This window comes from Curtobacterium sp. MCLR17_054, assembly GCF_003234335.2.
GTDB lineage: Bacteria > Actinomycetota > Actinomycetes > Actinomycetales > Microbacteriaceae > Curtobacterium > Curtobacterium flaccumfaciens.
Genome location: NZ_CP126263.1, coordinates 2,868,671 through 2,886,498 on the forward strand (window position 1 = coordinate 2,868,671; position 17,828 = coordinate 2,886,498).

Annotated in this window: 14 protein-coding genes; 10 read left to right on the top strand and 4 right to left on the bottom strand. The window is 70.9% G+C overall.

The genetic code is table 11. The features are described from left to right. The first annotated feature begins 18 nt into the window (after positions 1-18). Together DEJ08_RS13605 and DEJ08_RS13610 are read left to right on the top strand one after the other, a co-directional pair. A complete protein-coding gene (locus DEJ08_RS13605) occupies positions 19-996 on the top strand; it encodes an ATP-binding cassette domain-containing protein (RefSeq protein ID WP_111055325.1) in 978 nt (325 codons plus the stop codon). Beyond that, positions 983-1,843, top strand: coding sequence for an ABC transporter permease (locus DEJ08_RS13610; protein ID WP_027466217.1), 861 nt, complete (start codon positions 983-985; stop codon positions 1,841-1,843). Before DEJ08_RS13605 ends, DEJ08_RS13610 begins: the two co-directional genes overlap by 14 nt. Positions 1,844-1,895: 52 nt before the next feature. Here DEJ08_RS13610 and DEJ08_RS13615 read toward each other — a convergent pair whose 3' ends face one another. The 4 genes from DEJ08_RS13615 to DEJ08_RS13630 form a co-directional block, all read right to left on the bottom strand. Further along, positions 1,896-2,957: an NADP-dependent oxidoreductase gene (locus DEJ08_RS13615; RefSeq protein ID WP_051596869.1), complete on the bottom strand. Its 1,062-nt coding sequence runs from the start codon at positions 2,955-2,957 to the stop codon at positions 1,896-1,898. A gap of 177 nt (positions 2,958-3,134) precedes the next feature. Beyond that, the gene (locus tag DEJ08_RS13620) at positions 3,135-4,067 is read right to left on the bottom strand and encodes a metallophosphoesterase (protein WP_111055318.1); all 933 of its coding nucleotides are present in this window, start codon (positions 4,065-4,067) and stop codon (positions 3,135-3,137) included. A gap of 25 nt (positions 4,068-4,092) precedes the next feature. Then, positions 4,093-4,434 (bottom strand): L-rhamnose mutarotase, encoded by a 342-nt coding sequence (locus tag DEJ08_RS13625; protein WP_111055319.1) that lies wholly within the window; start codon positions 4,432-4,434, stop codon positions 4,093-4,095. Then, entirely contained in the window at positions 4,431-5,786 is a 1,356-nt protein-coding gene (locus DEJ08_RS13630) for an MFS transporter (protein WP_214540720.1), read from the bottom strand. Before DEJ08_RS13630 ends, DEJ08_RS13625 begins: the two co-directional genes overlap by 4 nt. A 254-nt stretch (positions 5,787-6,040) precedes the next feature. On the opposite strand from DEJ08_RS13630, the gene DEJ08_RS13635 reads away from it, so the two are divergent. From DEJ08_RS13635 to DEJ08_RS13670, 8 genes are all read left to right on the top strand, one after another. Continuing rightward, positions 6,041-7,051, top strand: a complete 1,011-nt coding sequence (locus DEJ08_RS13635) for a LacI family DNA-binding transcriptional regulator (protein WP_071405040.1) — start codon at positions 6,041-6,043, stop codon at positions 7,049-7,051. Positions 7,052-7,094: 43 nt separating this feature from the next. Next, on the top strand, positions 7,095-8,198 hold the full coding sequence (locus tag DEJ08_RS13640; protein ID WP_111055320.1) for a LacI family DNA-binding transcriptional regulator: 1,104 nt from the start codon (positions 7,095-7,097) through the stop codon (positions 8,196-8,198). Between the two features lie 589 nt (positions 8,199-8,787). Further along, the gene (locus tag DEJ08_RS13645; protein ID WP_111029963.1) at positions 8,788-10,107 is read left to right on the top strand and encodes an ABC transporter substrate-binding protein; all 1,320 of its coding nucleotides are present in this window, start codon (positions 8,788-8,790) and stop codon (positions 10,105-10,107) included. Between the two features lie 5 nt (positions 10,108-10,112). Next, positions 10,113-11,045: a carbohydrate ABC transporter permease gene (locus DEJ08_RS13650; RefSeq protein ID WP_241660435.1), complete on the top strand. Its 933-nt coding sequence runs from the start codon at positions 10,113-10,115 to the stop codon at positions 11,043-11,045. Next, the gene (locus DEJ08_RS13655) at positions 11,042-11,920 is read left to right on the top strand and encodes a carbohydrate ABC transporter permease (RefSeq protein ID WP_111055321.1); all 879 of its coding nucleotides are present in this window, start codon (positions 11,042-11,044) and stop codon (positions 11,918-11,920) included. Before DEJ08_RS13650 ends, DEJ08_RS13655 begins: the two co-directional genes overlap by 4 nt. 119 nt (positions 11,921-12,039) lie before the next feature. Next, positions 12,040-14,358 carry a family 78 glycoside hydrolase catalytic domain gene (locus DEJ08_RS13660; protein ID WP_111055322.1) on the top strand — a complete coding sequence of 773 codons (2,319 nt, stop codon included), beginning with the start codon at positions 12,040-12,042 and terminating at the stop codon, positions 14,356-14,358. 177 nt (positions 14,359-14,535) lie between these two features. Then, positions 14,536-15,708 (top strand): L-rhamnose isomerase, encoded by a 1,173-nt coding sequence (gene rhaI / locus DEJ08_RS13665; RefSeq protein ID WP_111055512.1) that lies wholly within the window; start codon positions 14,536-14,538, stop codon positions 15,706-15,708. Between the two features lie 40 nt (positions 15,709-15,748). After that, entirely contained in the window at positions 15,749-17,797 is a 2,049-nt protein-coding gene (locus tag DEJ08_RS13670) for a bifunctional aldolase/short-chain dehydrogenase (RefSeq protein ID WP_111055511.1), read from the top strand. The last annotated feature ends 31 nt before the right edge of the window (positions 17,798-17,828 follow it).

Here is a 17,828-nt window from a genome sequence, read left to right on the forward strand (position 1 = left end):
AGCACAGCCGACCACGAGGTGAACTCAGCCGACCATCAGGCGAGCACGGCCGGGCCGGCGCCCGACCTGGCGATCCGCACCACGGACCTCCAGAAGGTGTTCCGCAAGCAGCGTGCGGTCGACGGGATCGACCTGGCGGTGCCGCGCGGCGCGGTGTTCGGGTTCCTCGGGCCGAACGGTTCCGGCAAGACCACCACGATCCGGATGCTGCTCGGGCTCTCGAGCGCGAGCGGCGGCACCATCGAGCTGCTCGGCGAACCGATGCCGAAGGCGCTGCACGACGTCCTGCCCCGCGTCGGTGCACTCGTCGAGGGGCCGGCCTTCTACCCGTACCTGTCCGGCCGGGCGAACCTGCAGCGCTTCGACGCCGCAGACCCCACGTCGGACCCGCGCTCCCGCAAGGCCCGCGTCGCCGATGCCCTCGACCGCGTCGGGCTGACCCACGCGGCCGACAAGAAGGCGCACGCGTACTCCCTCGGCATGAAACAGCGGCTCGGTCTCGCGAACGCCCTGCTGTCCCCGCGCGACCTGCTGGTGCTCGACGAGCCGACCAACGGCCTCGACCCACAGGGCACCCGCGAGGTCCGTAACCTCATCCGCTCCCTGGCCGACGACGGCACCACGGTGTTCGTGTCGAGCCACCTGCTGGCCGAGATCGAACAGATCTGCACGCACGCAGCCGTCATGCGGACGGGCAAGATCGTCGCGCAGGGCCCCCTCGACGAGCTGCGCGCAGCCGGGGCCCGGACCGTGACCGTGCGGACGCCCGACATCGGGCAGGCCGGTTCCGTCCTCACCCGACTCGGGCTCACCCCGCGGCACGACGGCGGGGCCGACGTACTGGTGGCCGACCTGCCGAACGAGCTGCTGCCGGAGACGATCACCACGGAGCTCGTGCGCGCCGACGTCCGGGTCCGAGGCCTGACGGTGGGCGGCGGCACCCTCGAGGACCTGTTCGTCGCACTCACCGGAGAGGGATTCGATGTCGCAGCCTGACGCGGCCGTGCGCGACCTGCCCGTCCGCCGCCGGCAGCGCCCGTTCGCACTGCTCGGTTCCGAACTCGCGCTGGTGTTCCGGCGTCGCCGCACCTGGGCGATGCTCGGGGCGCTCGCGCTCGTGCCGATCCTGATCGCGGTCGCCGTGAAGCTCACCACCGACGGCGATGACGGCGGGCCGGCGTTCCTCGGCGACATCACCAACAACGGCCTGTTCGTGGCGTTCACCGCACTGACCGTGTCGATCCCGCTGTTCCTGCCGCTGACCGTCGGCGTGGTCGCCGGTGACACCGTCGCGGGCGAGGCCAGCCACGGCACGATCCGCTACCTGCTCGTCGCACCGACGGGCCGCGTGCGGTTCATCCTGGTGAAGTTCGCCGGTGCCGTCGCGTTCTGCCTGGCCGCCACCCTGCTGGTGGTGCTGGTCGGAGCGGCGATCGGCGCCGTGCTGTTCCCGATCGGCCCCGTCACGCTGCTCTCCGGCACCCAGGTGGGCGGCTGGTCGTACGCCGGCCGCGCCCTGCTGCTCGCGCTGTACGTCGCGATGTCGATGCTCGGGCTCGTGGCGATCGGCATGTTCACGTCGACGCTGACGAACGTGCCGGTCGGCGCGATGGCCGCGACGGTCGTGCTCGCCGGGGCGTCGCAGGTGCTCGACCAGCTCCCCCAGCTCGACTGGCTGCACCCGTTCCTGTTCTCGCACCAGTGGCTCGGGTTCGGCGACCTGCTGCGCGACCCGATCTCGTTCGACTCGTTCGGGTCGAACGCGGTGCTGCAGCTCGGGTACGTCGTGGTGTTCGGGGCGCTGGCGTACAGCCGGTTCGCCTCGAAGGACATCCTGAGCTGACGCGGCAGGGGCCCGGCACGAAGGTGTCGGGCCCCTGCGACGGGCAGCTCGCTCAGCTCGCGGGCGACGCCGATCCGCCGGCCATCGTCTCCGTGTCGGTCCCCCGCGCATCGGCGTACCGGTCGCGCAGGTCACGGGCCTTCTCGGAGCGGTACCAGTCGAGCCGCGCCCCGGTCTCCACGGTCTGCATGCCGATCACGACCTTGCCGCGGGACTTCATCTCGGCGAGGTCCTCGTAGGCCTCGACGATGTACTCGAACGGGTAGAAGCCCGAGATCAGGACCTGCACGCGGCGGTCCTGCACGGCCTTCGCCAGCAGGGTGAGCAGCTCGCGCGTCTCCTCGTCCTCGGCGGGTGCACGGAGGAACCGGACCTCGATGTCCCGGCGCTCCTCCGACGACACGAAGCGCTCCTGGCCGACGCCGAGACGTTCGGCCAGCAGCTCGGCGTTGCTCTCGCCGTGGTTGTCGATGAACGCGGTGATCGGCCGGCCGTCGGCGATGTCGCGGATGCGGTCTTCCTCGCCCTCACCGTAGGCGACGGGCAGCGTGCCGATCTGTCGCAGGTAGTCGTGGTTGCGGGGGCTGCCGAGGGCGATCACGGTCGCGCCGGCGTCGTGCGCCAGCTGGCACTCGATGTGTCCGACGCCACCGGCTGCGGCCGAGATCACGACGGTGTCCTGCGGTCCGAGCCGGAGCGACCGGACGACCGACACCGCGGTGCAGCCCGCCAGGTACAGGCCGCCGGCGACCTCCCACCCGACGTGCTCCGGCTTCTTGATGACGGCGCCGCGCGGCACCGCGATCCACGTGGCGTGGGCGCCGCCGGTCGGCGCGTGCCCCATCACCTCGTCGCCGATGCGGAGGTCCTTCACGCCGTCGCCCCGTGCGCGCACGATGCCGGCGAAGTCGACGCCCTGGTGGGCGGGGAACTCGAGGTCGACGTGGTCGCGGAGCTTCCCCTCGCGCAGGAACCGCTCGATGTGGTTCAGGCCTGCGGCCACGATCTCGACGACGATCTCGCCCGGTCCGGCCTCGGGCTTCTGCTGGGGGACGAGCTCGACGACGTCGAAGTCGCCGTACCGGTCGTACTGCACTGCACTGCCGACTCGCATGGGTGCTCCTTCGCTCCAGGTGTGCGTCCGTGCTACTCGGTGTTCCCGCACGCAACCCGAAGACGTGGGGTACCGCGGCTGTGGACGTGACCAGACGACGGACTGGAGGCCCGTGGCGGCGCCGCCACGGGCCTCCAATCCGCCGTCACGCGCGTCCACCGCACGTGGGGACCGGGCTCAGTGCTTGCCGGCGGCCGCGATGACGGCGCGGACCGTCTCGGGGTCGAGGCGGAACGCCCGCGGGTCGGCGTCGCCCCGTGGCACGCGGACCGGTGTCGACCAGACGGAGCCGTCTGCGGCGACGTCGACGACGAGCGCGCCGCTGTCGACGACGGCGGATTCCTCGTCGTACGGGCCGACGACGTCGGTGTCGTTCGCGACACCGGGGGCGACGAGGACAGGGACGCGGGCGAGCGACCCGGCGAAGTGGTGGTGGTAGTGGCCTGCGAGGACGACCCGCACGTCGGAACCGCGGATGACGTCGGCGAGCGCCTCGGGGTTCTGCAGGCGGAGGGCCTCGTGCAGCTCGGTCGGGGCGGGCAGCGGCGGGTGGTGCAGGACGACGACGGTGCCGCGCGGGGCGTCGTCCGGGCCGCTGTGGGCGTCTTCGGCGAGGGCCGTGCGCAGGTGCTCGAGCGCCGTGTCGCTGAGCTCGCCGTACCCGGCACCCGGGACGCTCGTGTCGACGGTCACGATCCGTCGACCCGCGACGACCGACTGCCCGGAGACGGGGACCGTCGGCGGCAGGTACTCCAGCGTGTGCATCAGCGCCGTGCCGCCGTCGCCCAGGAGGTGCCCGTTCGCCAGGACCTGCCGGAAGCCCTCGCGCAGGTCGTGGTTGCCGGGCACCGCGACGAGGGCCGCTCCGTGCCGTTCCGCCCAGCCGCCGAGGCGGTCCCGCACGGTCGCGTAGGACTCGGGGCTGCCGTCCTCGGAGACGTCGCCCGAGACCACCACCAGCCCGATGCCGGGCACCGCGTCGACGTGGGCGAGCAGCCGTTCGAGGGCGGCCGTGGTGTCGACCGCGCCCTGGTGCAGGGACCCGTCGCCGGTCAGGTGGGTGTCGGAGAGGTGGAGGATGCGGAGGGTCCCGGCTGCTGGCGGCTGCATGCGTCCACGGTAGCCACGGCCCCCGTCAGTCCGGCGCGGCCGCGAGCTGGTCCTCCAGGTTGAACACCTCGGGCAGCACCCGCGCCGTCTGGTCGGCGCGCCCGGTGGCCCCGGCGAAGAGGTCCTGCATGTGCACCTCCCACGCCGCGGCCACCTCGGACGCGGCGAGCGCGGCGTCCGCATCGGCCACCGAGTCCGTCTCGTAGTACCCGATGAGCAGTCCGTCGTCGTCGAGGAACAGTGAGTAGTTCCGCCGCCCCGCCGCCGCGATCGCCCGGAGCATCGCCGGCCACACGGTGGCGTGCCGCTCGCGGTAGGCGTCGAGCAGCTCGACCTGCACCTGCAGCCGGAAGCAGACGCGGGTCACCGGCCGGCCTGTTCGCGGCGACGCTGCTCGGCGTCGTGGACGGTGCGCTCGTCGGCGGTGCGGACCGTCCCGGTGACCGTGGTGACGGTGCCGTAGCGCTCGGCCTCGATCGCCTCGAGGGTCTTGCCCTGCGTGCGCGGTGCCCAGATCGTGCCGACCAGGAACGACAGCGCGAGGAGGCCCAGGATCAGGCCGCCGAGGGCCCGCAGCCCGATGTCCGACAGCAGCAGCGGGAACCAGATGCTCAGCAGGCCGACCATGACACGGGCGGCCAGGAACAGCACGCCCTGGGCGCTGGCGCGGTACCGGGTGGCGAAGAGCTCGCTCGTCCACAGGCCGTAGAACGCCTGCGCGCCGATGCCCGACGAGATGCCCCACGCCACGGCGAAGAACAGCAGGGTGCCGAGGTTGGCGGGCGCGTAGATGAGGACGGCCCACGCGATGATCGCCAGCACGGCCCCGGCGGCGTAGAGCGCGCGGCGGCTGACCCGGTCGGCGTACCGCATGAAGCCGAAGTACGTCGCGGCCACGGTGCAGCCCCAGACCAGGATCTGCAGTCCGTACTGCTCGGTGACGCTCGTGACCCCGGTCGCCGCGTACACCCGCGGCTGGAAGATGCCGGCCTGCCCGGCGACGGTGTTCCAGAGCGCGTAGACGCCGAACAGGAACAGCATCGCGGTCAGGTTCTTCCGGCGGCTGAACAGCTGCGTGATCCCGTGGAAGAAGTTCGCCGTGCCGGTGGCCGCGCGCTCGTCCTTCCAGATCGCCGACTCGGGCAGCCCGCGGCGGAGCCACCACACGATGGCGGCGACGACGAACAGGTGGGCGAAGATGAGGCGGCTGCCGAGCAGGCCGAGCGGGGCCGCGGCGATCGCCAGGGCGAACCCGACCATCGGCCCGATCGACCACGCGAGCTGTGCCGTGCCGACGTGGGCCGCGCGCTTGTCCGCGGGGGCCTGCTCGGCGATGTAGGTCCAGCTCGCCGGCACACCCGCACCGACGGCGATGCCGGTCAGGATGAAGCCGACCAGGAGCATGCCGTAGCTGCCGGCGAACACCGCGAGCAGGATGCCGAGCATGTAGAGGAGCAGGTCGTACGTGTAGATGAACTTCCGGCCGTACCGATCACACAGCGGTCCGCCGACGATCGCGCCGAGGGCGGCACCGAAGGCGTTCGCGGACAGGCTCGCGAGCAGGCCGACCTCGAGGTCGCCGATCCGGAACTCCGCCTGCCACAGGCTCAGGCTCGTGGCGATCGCGATGATCGACCCCGACTCGATGTAGTTCGACATGGCCACCGAGACGGTGGCCTTCCAGCCCGTGGTGTTCCGGGCTCCGATGCGGACCGCCATTGGTCCTCCGTTCGCGTGTTCGTCGGTGAATCGTTTCAACGGGACGACGAGGACGATAGCGCTCCGGTGCGTGCGCTGGCAAGAGCGGATTCGCCGGGCACCAGCCGCGTACCTCGCACCGTGCGCGGGCAGTCGACGCGACACCCCACGGACGGGAGGCCCGGTACCGGCCCGCCCCGCGCCTCCCGTCCGCGTTTTCCACAGATCACGGCGCGGGCCGACCGCGCGGACCGCGCCGATGCCAGGATGACCACATGGCGGTCAGTGTGCGAGAGGTGGCAGCGCTCGCGGGCGTGTCCCTCGGAACGGTGTCGAACGTGCTGAACCGCCCCGACAAGGTCGCTCCCGGCACGGTGGAACGCGTGCAGTCGGCGATCGCGACGCTCGGGTTCGTCCGCAACGACTCCGCACGGCAGCTCCGGGCCGGACGCAGCTCAACCGTCGGCCTCATCGTGCTCGACGGCGGCAACCCGTTCTTCACCGACGTCGCCCGGGGTGCCGAGGACGCCGCGATGGACAACGGCCTCGCGGTCCTGATCGGCAACTCCGACGAGTCGACCGACCGCGAACGCACCTACGTCGACCTGTTCGAGGAACGCCGTGTCGCCGGACTCCTGATCTCCCCCGCCGGTGACGACCTGTCCCGCCTCGCGCGGCTGCGCGACCAGGGCACCGCCGTGGTGCTGGTGGACCGTCGCGCCGACGACGAGCACTTCGCCTCGGTCTCCGTCGACGACGTCGCGGGTGGCCGCATCGCGGTCGAGCACCTCGCGGCGATCGGCCGCACCCACATCGCCTTCGTCGGCGGGCCGTTCGGCATCCGCCAGGTCGCCGACCGGCACGCCGGGGCACTCGCCGCCGCCCAGGCCGCGGGCATCCGGCTCGAAGCCCTGCCGACCACCTCGCTGTCCGTGCTCGAAGGGCGCCGCATCGGCGAAGCGATCCAGGCCCGCCCGGCCGCCGATCGCCCGGACGCCGTCTTCGCCGCCAACGACCTGCTCGCCGTCGGGCTCGAACAGGCCTTCATCATGCGCGGCACCATCGCGGTGCCCGAGCAGATCGCCATCGTCGGCTACGACGACATCGCGTTCGCCGAGTCCGCCGTGGTCCCGCTGACGTCGGTACGGCAGCCGGCGCAGGACCTCGGCCGCCGCGCGATCGAACTCCTGACGAAGCAGGTCGAGCAGGGGCAGGACATCGACCTCGAGCACGTGGAGTTCACACCGGAGCTCGTGGTGCGGCAGTCCTCCGTCGCCGACGCCTAGGGGCCGGTCCGGACACGGCTCCCCCGCCGCCTACGATCGGAGCATGGTGCATGTCCCCCGGCGCGACGGTCCGCCGAGCGTGCACCACGTCGCCGCCCGGGCCGGGGTCTCGCTCGCCACGGTCTCGAACGTCCTGAACCACCCCGAGCGGGTCGCCGACGCCACCGCCGCACGCGTGCGGGATGCGATCGACGCGCTCGGGTACACCCCGAACCGCAACGCCCGCGCCCTGGTGTCCGGCAGCACGCGCGCGATCGGCCTGGTCGTGATGTCGCTGCGGAACTCCCTGTTCAGCGACATGGTCAACGGAGCGCAGCTGGCCGCGCGGGAACGCGGCTTCACCCTGCTGATCGCCAGCAGCGAGGACGACCTGCAGGCGCAGGGCGAACACCTCGCCTACCTCGAGAGCGCCCGGGTGTCGGGGATCCTGCTCGCCTCGATGACGGAGTCGCGTGACCAGGTCGAGGTCGCGCGGCGCCACGGCCGACCCGTCGTGTACGTCAACTACGAACCGACCGAGCTCGACGCGTGCGCGGTGGTCGTGGACAACGAGCAGGCCGGGTTCCTGGCGACCGAGCACCTGATCGACCGCGGCTGCCGACGCATCGGGTTCGTGAGCGCCCGTCCGGACCTGCAGCCCGTCGACCGCCGACGGGCGGGGGTACTGCGGGCCGTCGCGGCGCACCCGGGGGTCGTACTCGTCGACGTCGACGCCGGGGACATCGACCCTCCCGGAGGCACCGACGCCGGGCTCCGCATCGCGCGGATGCCCGAGGGCGAACGCCCCGACGGAGTGCTGGGCGTGACCGACCTGCTCGCGATGGCGGTCGTCTCCGAGCTCCGAGCCGCCGGGATCCGCGTCCCCGAGGACATCCCCGTGTCGGGCTGCGACCACAACTCCGTGGCGTGGGGTGGTGCGGTGCCGCTGACCTCGGTGACGATGCACGGCTCGGAGATGGGTGCGGCCGCGGTGGAACTGCTGCTCGAGGAACTCACCGACCCGATGCACGTGCACCGGACCGTCGTGCTCGGCAGCGAGCTGGTGCCCCGCGAGAGCACGCTCGGTCGCGAGGGCGCGGCCGCAGCGGCCGCCGCGGCAGCCGTCGCTGGTGCGACACCGAGCGACCCGAGGCGCACCGAGGCCTGACCGGCGGCGGACCAACCCGCGAAAGCGACACATCCGCGGGCCGTCGCTGCGTCCGGTTCGCCAGAGCGACAGATCGGCGCGAACGTTCGGCGGCACACTGTCGCTTTCGCGGACAGTGGGCAGCGGCAGCGGCCGGGGCAGCGGGCTGCGGGCAGTGGGCAGTGGGCAGTGGGCAGTGGGCAGCGGGCTGCCGGGCCGGGCCGGCGCGCACGAGGCGACGCGGGCCCGCGGACGCGACCGGACACCGGACGGGAGGCGCGGGGCGGGGCCGGCACGGGCCTCCCGGCCGGCGGGCGGCGCGACCACCGCACGGTGCAGCACCGCGCGTCGGCTCGGTGCGAGGTTGCGCACTCCGTGCGAGCCCGCGCGCCCGTCACCGAGTGTTGAACCTCGCACCGAACGACGAACGAGCGAGCGAGCTGCGGGATCGCGTAACGAAATCGGCACAGCGATTGACACGCTTCAATCCTCGTGGTTCCATCCTGATTGAAACGTTCTAAAACGCAGTAACCGGACCCCGCGACGGCGCGGGATCCGGGTCCGTTTCACCCGGGGTACCCCAGCCCCGGGCCTTACGAGGAGGTAAGGAATGTCAGTTCGTTCCGTGACCAAGCGCGCGATCGCCATCGGCGGCGCGACGGTCCTGATCGGCGGGCTCGCAGCGTGCTCGTCCGGCGGCTCCGCCGACGAAGGCGGCGGCAAGGTCGAGATCACCTACCAGGCCGACAACGCCCCGGCCACCGCGGCCACCGCGAAGCCGCTCATCGAGGCCTTCGAGAAGGCCAACCCCGACATCACCGTCAAGTTCGACACCCGCCCCCAGGGCACCGACGGCGACAACCTGATCAAGACCCGGCTGTCGACCGGCGAGGCCGCCGACGTCTTCAACTACAACTCCGGCTCGCTCATGCAGGCCCTCAACCCGGACAACACCCTGGTGGACCTGTCCGACGAGAAGTGGGCGAGTGACGTCGACCCGCAGTTCACCAAGGTCGTCAGCACCGACAAGGGCATGTACGGCGCCCCGTTCGGCACGAGCTTCGGCGGTGCGGTGCTCTACAACACGAAGGTCTACGACGACCTCGGCCTCAAGGTCCCGACCACGTGGGACGAGTTCATCAGCAACAGCGAGAAGATCAAGGACGCCGGCGACGTCGCCCCGATCATCCAGACCTACGGCGACACCTGGACCAGCCAGCTGTTCGTCCTCGGCGACTTCGCGAACATCACCGCGCAGGACGACAAGTGGGCGGACGACTACACCGCCAACAAGGAGTCCTACGCCGACGAACCCGCTCTCGCCGGGTTCGAGCACCTCGCCGAGGGCAAGGACAAGGACCTCTACAACGAGGACTACGCCTCGGCCACGCAGGCGAACGGCCTGAAGATGCTGGCCGACGGCACCGGCGCGCAGTACCCGATGCTCACGAACGCGATCTCGGCGATCCAGCAGGACTCCCCCGACGCCGTCGACGACATCGGCGCGTTCGCCCTGCCGGCCGAGGACGCCGCGGACACGAACCTGACGATCTGGGAGCCGAACGGCCTGTACATCCCGAAGACGACCACCGGTGACAAGCTGGCGGCCGCGAAGAAGTTCGTCGCCTTCGCGAACTCCACCGAGGGCTGCCAGGTGCAGAACGACACCGGCACCCCCGCCGGCCCGTACGTCATCTCGACCTGCTCGCTCCCGGACGACGTGCCCCCGATGATCGACGACCTGCAGCAGTACCTGGACGACGGCAAGGCGAGCCCCGCGCTCGAGTTCCTGTCCCCGATCAAGGGCCCGAACCTCGAGAAGATCTGCGTGCAGGTCGGCTCGGGCATCACCACCGCGAGCAAGGGCGCCGACCAGTACGACGACGACGTCGTCCAGCAGGCACAGCAGCTCGGCATCAAGGGCTGGTGATCGGCGTGACCGCGACCCTCACGACGGCGGTGGCCCCGCCGCAGACACGCAAGGCCGGCCGCCCCGGACCCGCGCGCAAGCGGATGCGCTCGTTCTACCCCGCGTGGTTCTTCATCCCCGCGATCGCGCTGTACGTCGTGTTCTTCGCGGTCCCGACCTTCGCCGGGTTCTACTTCTCACTCACCCGCTGGACGCTGTTCGACCAGACCTTCATCGGCTTCGACAACTTCGTCCGGTTCTTCCAGGACCCGCAGCTCGTCTCCGGGTTCGTGCACACCTTCCAGTACGGCTTCGTGACGAGCGCGGCGAAGGTGGTCCTCGGACTCGCCCTCGCCCTGCTCCTCACGTCGCCCGTGCTGGGGCGCGGCTACCTGCGGGCGGTCGTGTTCTTCCCGGTGCTCGTGTCGACCATCGGCATCGGCATCACGTTCAAGGCGCTGATGGACCCGTTCCACGGGATCATCAACGGCGTGCTGGGTTCGGTCGGCCTGCCCACCCCCGGGTGGCTGACCGACCCGGCGCTCGCGCTGTGGAGCGTCGCAGCGGTGGACGTCTGGAAGGGCGTCGGCATCGCGACGCTCATCTTCATCGCCGGCATCGTGGCGATCCCGCAGGAGTACTTCGAGGCGGCACGGGTCGACGGCGCGAGCGCGTGGTCGATCTTCCGGAACATCACGTTGCCGCTGTCCCGCCCCGCGATGGGCACGGTCATCATCCTGTCGCTCATCGGCGGCCTGCGGTCGTTCGACCTGATCTGGGCGATGACCGGCGGCGGGCCGGGGTTCACGAGCGACGTGATCGCGAGCGTGATCTACAAGCAGTACCAGGCCGGGTTCTACGGCCTGTCCACCGCCGGCAACGTGGTCCTGTTCGTCGTCGTCACGGCGATCATGGTGCCGATCTCGTGGCTCCTCAACCGCAAGGAGGCAGAGCTGTGACCACGCTCGCCAGCACCCGCGTCAGCACCCCGACGCGGTCCCGCCACCCCGGCCGTGCCCGCCGGTGGATCATCGGCTCGATCGCCATCGTCGTCAGCTTCGTCGTCTTCCTGGTGCCGTTCGTCTTCGTCCTGCTCCAGGCGGCGAAGAACCCCGCCGAGGCGAACCAGCTCGGCTTCAGCCTGCCGACCGACTGGCAGCTGTGGCAGAACCTGCAGGCGGTGTTCCAGAGCGGCGACGGTGGGATCCTCCGCGCGTTCTGGAACAGCGCCCTGCTCACCGTCGGCAGCGTCACCGTCATGGTCGTGTTCTCCGCGATGGTCGGGTACGTCCTGCAGCGGCGACCGAGCCGGTGGAACGCCCTGATCAACTTCTTCGTGCTGGCGGGGCTCATCGTGCCGCCGGCGATCGTGCCGACCATCTGGGTGCTGCAGGGGCTCAACCTGTTCAAGACCATGGGCGGGATGATCCTCATCGAGGCGACCTTCGGCCTGTCGTTCTGCATCCTGCTGTTCCGGGCGTTCGTCGCGACGATCCCGAAGGAACTCGACGAGGCGGCCGTGCTCGACGGCGCTGGCCCGATCCGCCTGTTCTTCGGGGTGGTGCTGCCACTGCTCAAGCCGGTGATCATCACCGTCGTGCTCGTGCAGTCGGTGACGGTGTTCAACGACTTCACCAACCCGCTGTACTTCCTGCCGGGGTCCGAGAACGCGACGGTGCAGCAGACGCTCTACGCGTTCCAGAGCCAGTCGGTCAGCCAGCTGAACCTGCTGTTCACCGACGTGCTGCTCATCACGATCCCGCCGCTGATCCTCTACGTCTTCTTCAACCGTCAGATCGTCGCCGGCATGACCAGCGGCGCCGTCAAGGGCTGACCGCCCACCCCGGCCTGGAGGCGCGACCCGCCTCCGCCACACCGCCCACCCGGGCGGACGGCCGGGCCCACGACCCCCGCACCGGTCGACGACGACCGGTCGCGTGAAAGGACCACCACATGACCACCTGGACCGCACCGTTCATCGCGGCCGACACCGACCTCGGCAGCGCTCCGATCCTGCGTCGGGAGTTCACCCTCGACGACGGCCACGGCGCCGTCACCGCCGCCACCCTCGACGTCAGCGCCCTCGGCGTCGTCGAGGCCTGGCTCGGCGGGCAGCGCGTCTCCGACCACCTGCTCGAACCGGGGTGGACGAGCTACGAGTGGCGCATCCGCGTCGTCTCGCACGACGTCACCGAGCACCTGTCCGACACGGTCCCCGGGCAGCCGGCCGTGCTCGCGCTCGTCGTCGGAAACGGCTGGGCCGCCGGACGTCTGGCCTGGGGCGGGGGCGGTGGCTGGTACACCGACGAGCGCGCCGGGTTCGCCGAACTCCGGATCACCTTCGCCGACGGGCACGAGCAGCACGTCACGACCGACACCGACTGGCAGGCCCTGTCGAGCGCGATCACCGCGGACCAGCTCTACGACGGGCAGGACATCGACGCCCGACTCCGCGACGGCTCGTTCCTGACGCCCGGCGAGGTCACCGTGCCCAGCGTTGACGGGCACCGGGGGCAGACGAGCACGGTGCACACGGTCGACATCGGCGAGCGCGAACTCGTCGCCGACACGGTGCCGCCGGTGCGCCCGCTGGCCGAGATCGCCCCGGTGGCGATCTGGACGAGCCCGTCGGGAGCGACCCTGCTCGACTTCGGCGTGAACCTGGTCGGGTGGCTCCGGGTCACCGCGACCGGCCCGGCCGGCACCGTGCTGACCCTGCAGCACGCCGAGGTGCTCGAGCACGACGAGCTCGGCACCCGCCCCCTGCGCACCGCGAAGGCGACGGACCACTTCACCCTGCGCGGTGACGACGAGCCCGAGACGTTCGAGCCCCGGTTCACGTTCCACGGGTTCCGGTACGCGCAGGTCGACGGCTGGCCGGGCACGCACGACGAACTCCGCGCTGCGGTCACCGCCGTGCAGGTCGGGTCGGACCTCACCCGCACCGGCACGTTCGCGTCGAGCCACGAGCTGCTGAACACCTTCCACGACAACGTCGTCCGGGGCATGCAGGGCAACTTCCTGAGCGTGCCGACGGACTGCCCGCAGCGCGACGAGCGACTCGGCTGGACGGGCGACATCGCCGCGTTCGCCCCGACGGCCTCGTACCTGTTCGACACCCGGACGTTCCTGGCCGACTGGCTGCGCGACGTCTGGCTCGAGCAGCAGCACGCCGACGGGATCATCCCGTTCGTGGTGCCGGACGTGCTGAAGTACTCCCCCGCCGAGGACTTCGGCACGCCCGACGCGACCGCCGTCTGGTCGGACGCCGGGGTCTGGGTGCCGTGGACCCTGTACCAGGCGTACGGCGACACCGCGGTGCTCGAGGAGCAGTTCGACTCGATGGCCGCACACCTGCGCCGGGTCCGTGACCACCTGTCCCCGGAGGACCTGTGGGACACCGTGTTCCAGTTCGGCGACTGGCTCGACCCGGACGCCCCGCCCGAGGCCCCGGCCGACGCGAAGGCCGACAAGGGCGTCGTCGCGACCATCTGCGCCTACCGGTCCGCGACGATCGTGGCGGACGCGGCGGAGGTGTTGGGCGGTCACGAGGCGGAAGCAGCGGAGTTCCGGGAACTCGCCACGCGCCTCCAGGCCGGGTTCCGCACCCACTACCTGCAGGATGACGGGCGGATCCTGTCGGACGCGACCACGGTGTACACACTGGCGATCGTGTTCGGGATCCTGTCCGAACAGGAGCAGGCCGTGGCCGGCGAGCGTCTCGCCGAGCTGGTCGAGGCGTCCGGGTACCGGATCTCGACGGGCTTCGCGGGAACGCCCTTCATCACCGATGCGCTGACGCAGACGGGGCACCTGGAGGACGCGTACCGGCTGCTGCTGCAGACGGAGTGCCCGTCGTGGCTGTACCCGGTGACGATGGGGGCGACCACGGTGTGGGAGCGCTGGGACTCGATGCTGCCGGACGGCACGATCAACCCGGGTGAGATGACCTCGTTCAACCACTACGCACTCGGTGCCGTGGCGGACTGGATGCACCGGGTGGTGGGTGGTCTGTCGCCGCTGTCGCCGGGGTACGAGTCCGTGCTCATCGCCCCGCAGCCGGGCGGTGGACTGACGTGGGCGGAGACCTCGCTCGACACCGTGCACGGGCACGTCGCGGTGCGGTGGGAGCTCGTCGACGGGGAGTTGCACGTCCGGGCGACCGTCCCCGAGGGCGTGACCGCGGTGGTGCGCCTGCCGGGTGCTGCGGAGCAGCGGCTCGGCAGCGGAAGGCACGACCTGCGCGCGCCCGCCGCGGTCCCCGCCGCGTAGGGGTCTGCCGGAACCAGGTTCCGGACACAACACCGCGGAAGTGCGTGGTGCTGTGTCCGGAACCTGGTTCCCCGCCCCGCCCCGCCCCGCCCCGCCCACAGCACCACCGCGGTTGCGCGAAACCCGCGCAAGCCGTACTGTATGAAACGATTCAATCGCACACGAGGAAGTGACACGATGACATCGACCCCGAGCTTCGCCGGCATCGCCGACCAGCTGGCACGACAGCAGATCGAGCTGCCCAGCTGGGCCTTCGGCAACTCCGGCACCCGCTTCAAGGTGTTCAGCACGCCGGGCACCCCGCGCGACCCCTACGAGAAGATCGCCGACGCCGCCCAGGTGCAGCGGTACACCGGCCTGGCGCCCACCGTCGCACTGCACATCCCGTGGGACCTGGTGGATGACTTCGCCGACCTCAAGCGCCACGCCGAGGAGCACGGGGTCTCGCTCGGCACCGTCAACTCGAACACGTTCCAGGACGACGACTACAAGTTCGGCGCCCTGACCCACGTCGACGAGACGATCCGGCAGAAGGCGATCGACCACCACCTGCGCTGCATCGACGTGATGGACGCCACCGGGAGCCGCGACCTGAAGATCTGGCTCGCCGAGGGCTCGAACTACCCGGGGCAGGAGGACATGCGCTCCCGCCAGGACCGTCTGCACGAGTCGCTCAGCACGATCTACGACCGCCTCGGCGCCGACCAGCGACTGGTGCTCGAGTACAAGTTCTTCGAGCCGTCGTTCTACCACACGGACGTCCCCGACTGGGGCACCAGCTACGTGCAGACGGCGGCGCTCGGGCCGAAGGCGATGGTCTGCCTCGACACCGGGCACCACGCCCCCGGCACGAACATCGAGTTCATCGTGATGCAGCTCCTGCGCCTCGGCAAGCTCGGTTCCTTCGACTTCAACTCGCGCTTCTACGCCGACGACGACCTGATCGTGGGCGCCGCGGACCCGTTCCAGCTGTTCCGGATCCTGGTCGAGGTCGTCCGCGGCGGCGGGTACGACAACCCCGACGTCGCGTTCATGCTCGACCAGTGCCACAACATCGAGGACAAGATCCCCGGCCAGATCCGCTCGGTGCTCAACGTGCAGGAGATGACGGCCCGCGCGCTGCTCCTCGACCGCGTCGCACTGACCGCCGCGCAGGAGGCGCACGACGTCCTCGGCGCGAACGAGGTGTTCATGGACGCCTACCAGACCGACGTCCGGAAGGACCTCGCCGCGTGGCGCGAGTCCCGCGGGCTGCCGGCGAACCCGATGCGCGCGTACCTGGATTCGGGCTACCAGCAGTCCATCGCCGAGGACCGCGTCGGCGGCGTCCAGGCCGGCTGGGGCGCGTAGGAACATGACGAACACAGTGGAGGCACGGGTGGACCCCGCAATGCACGGCACCGACGCAGAGACCACGATCCGGGCGCTGGTCGCGCGCTCGAACGCGCTCGGCTCGGATCCGCGGATCACGAACTACGCGGGCGGGAACACCTCCGCCAAGGGCACCGACACCGACCCCGTCACGGGCGAACCGGTCGAGCTGCTCTGGGTGAAGGGCACCGGGGGCGACCTCGGCACCCTCACCCCGGCGGGCCTCGCGGTCCTGCGCGTCGACCGCGTCCGTGCCCTCCAGGACGTCTACCCCGGCGTCGAGCGCGAGGACGAGATGGTCGCCGCCTTCGACTACACGCTGCACGGGAAGGGTGGAGCCGCGCCGTCGATCGACACCGCGATGCACGCCCTCGTCGACGCCGCCCACGTCGACCACCTGCACCCCGACGCCGGCATCGCGATCGCCACCGCGGCGGACGGTCCGGCCCTGACCGAGCGGATCTTCGGCGACCGGGTCGTCTGGGTGCCGTGGCGACGGCCCGGGTTCCAGCTCGGGCTCGACATCGCAGGCGTCAAGCGTGACCACCCGCAGGCGATCGGCACGATCCTGGGCGGCCACGGCATCACCGCGTGGGGGGACACGAGCGACGAGGCCGAGGCGAACTCCCGCTGGATCATCGACACCGCCGAGCAGTACCTCGCGGAGCACGGCACGGCGGACCCGTTCGGCGGCATCCGAGCGGGGTTCGAAGCACTGCCGACCGACGAACGTCGCGCACGCGCCGCAGCCCTCGCCCCGACGATCCGCGGCATCGCCGGGCACGACAAGCCGGTCGTCGGGCACTTCACCGACAGCGACGTCGTGCTCGAGTTCCTGGCGAGCGAGCGCGCCGAAGCACTCGCGGCCCTCGGCACGAGCTGCCCGGACCACTTCCTGCGCACCAAGGTCACGCCGCTCATCCTCGACCTGCCCGCAACGGCCTCCGTCGAGGAGCAGACCGCACGCCTGCACCAACTGCACGAGCAGTACCGCGCGGACTACCAGGCGTACTACGACCGGCACGCGACGCCGGACTCCCCCGCGATCCGCGGCGCCGACCCGCTCATCGTGCTGGTGCCCGGTGTCGGGATGTTCTCGTACGGCAAGGACGCCCAGACCGCCCGGGTCGCCGGTGAGTTCTACGTGAACGCGATCAACGTGATGCGCGGCGCCGAGTCGGTCAGCACCTACGCCCCCATCGACGAGACCGAGAAGTTCCGGATCGAGTACTGGGCCCTCGAAGAGGCGAAGCTGCAGCGGATGCCCGCGCCCAAGAAGCTCGCGACGCGCATCGCCCTGGTCACCGGGGCGGCGTCGGGCATCGGCAAGGCGATCGCGAAGCGCCTGGCGGCCGAGGGTGCGGCCGTCGTCATCGCCGACCTCGACCTGGCGAAGGCGCAGGAGACCGCCGCCGAGATCGGCGGCCTCGACCAAGCCATCGGCGTCGCCGCGAACGTGACGGACGCCGCCGCGATCGACCAGGCGATCCAGCAGACCCTGCTGCACTTCGGCGGCCTCGACCTCGTCGTGAACAACGCGGGTCTGTCGCTGTCCAAGAGCCTGCTCGAGACCACCGAGCAGGACTGGGACCTGCAGCACGACGTGATGGCGAAGGGTTCGTTCTTGGTGTCGAAGGCCGCGGCGAAGGTCCTCATCGAGCAGGGCCTGGGCGGCGACATCGTCTACATCTCGTCGAAGAACTCGGTGTTCGCCGGGCCGAACAACATCGCGTACTCCGCCACGAAGGCCGACCAGGCCCACCAGGTGCGGCTGCTCGCGGCCGAGCTCGGGGAGCACGGCGTCCGCGTGAACGGCATCAACCCCGACGGGGTCGTGCGCGGCTCCGGCATCTTCGCGAGCGGCTGGGGCGCCAACCGCGCCAAGACGTACGGCATCGAGGAGCAGGACCTCGGCAAGTTCTACGCGCAGCGCACGATCCTCAAGCGCGAGGTCGTGCCCGAGAACGTCGCGAACGCCGTCTACGCCATCTGCACCGACGACTTCTCGCACACCACCGGCCTGCACGTGCCCGTCGACGCCGGCGTCGCCGCGGCCTTCCTGCGGTAGCGACGACCAACGAACCGAGCAGGAGCACGGC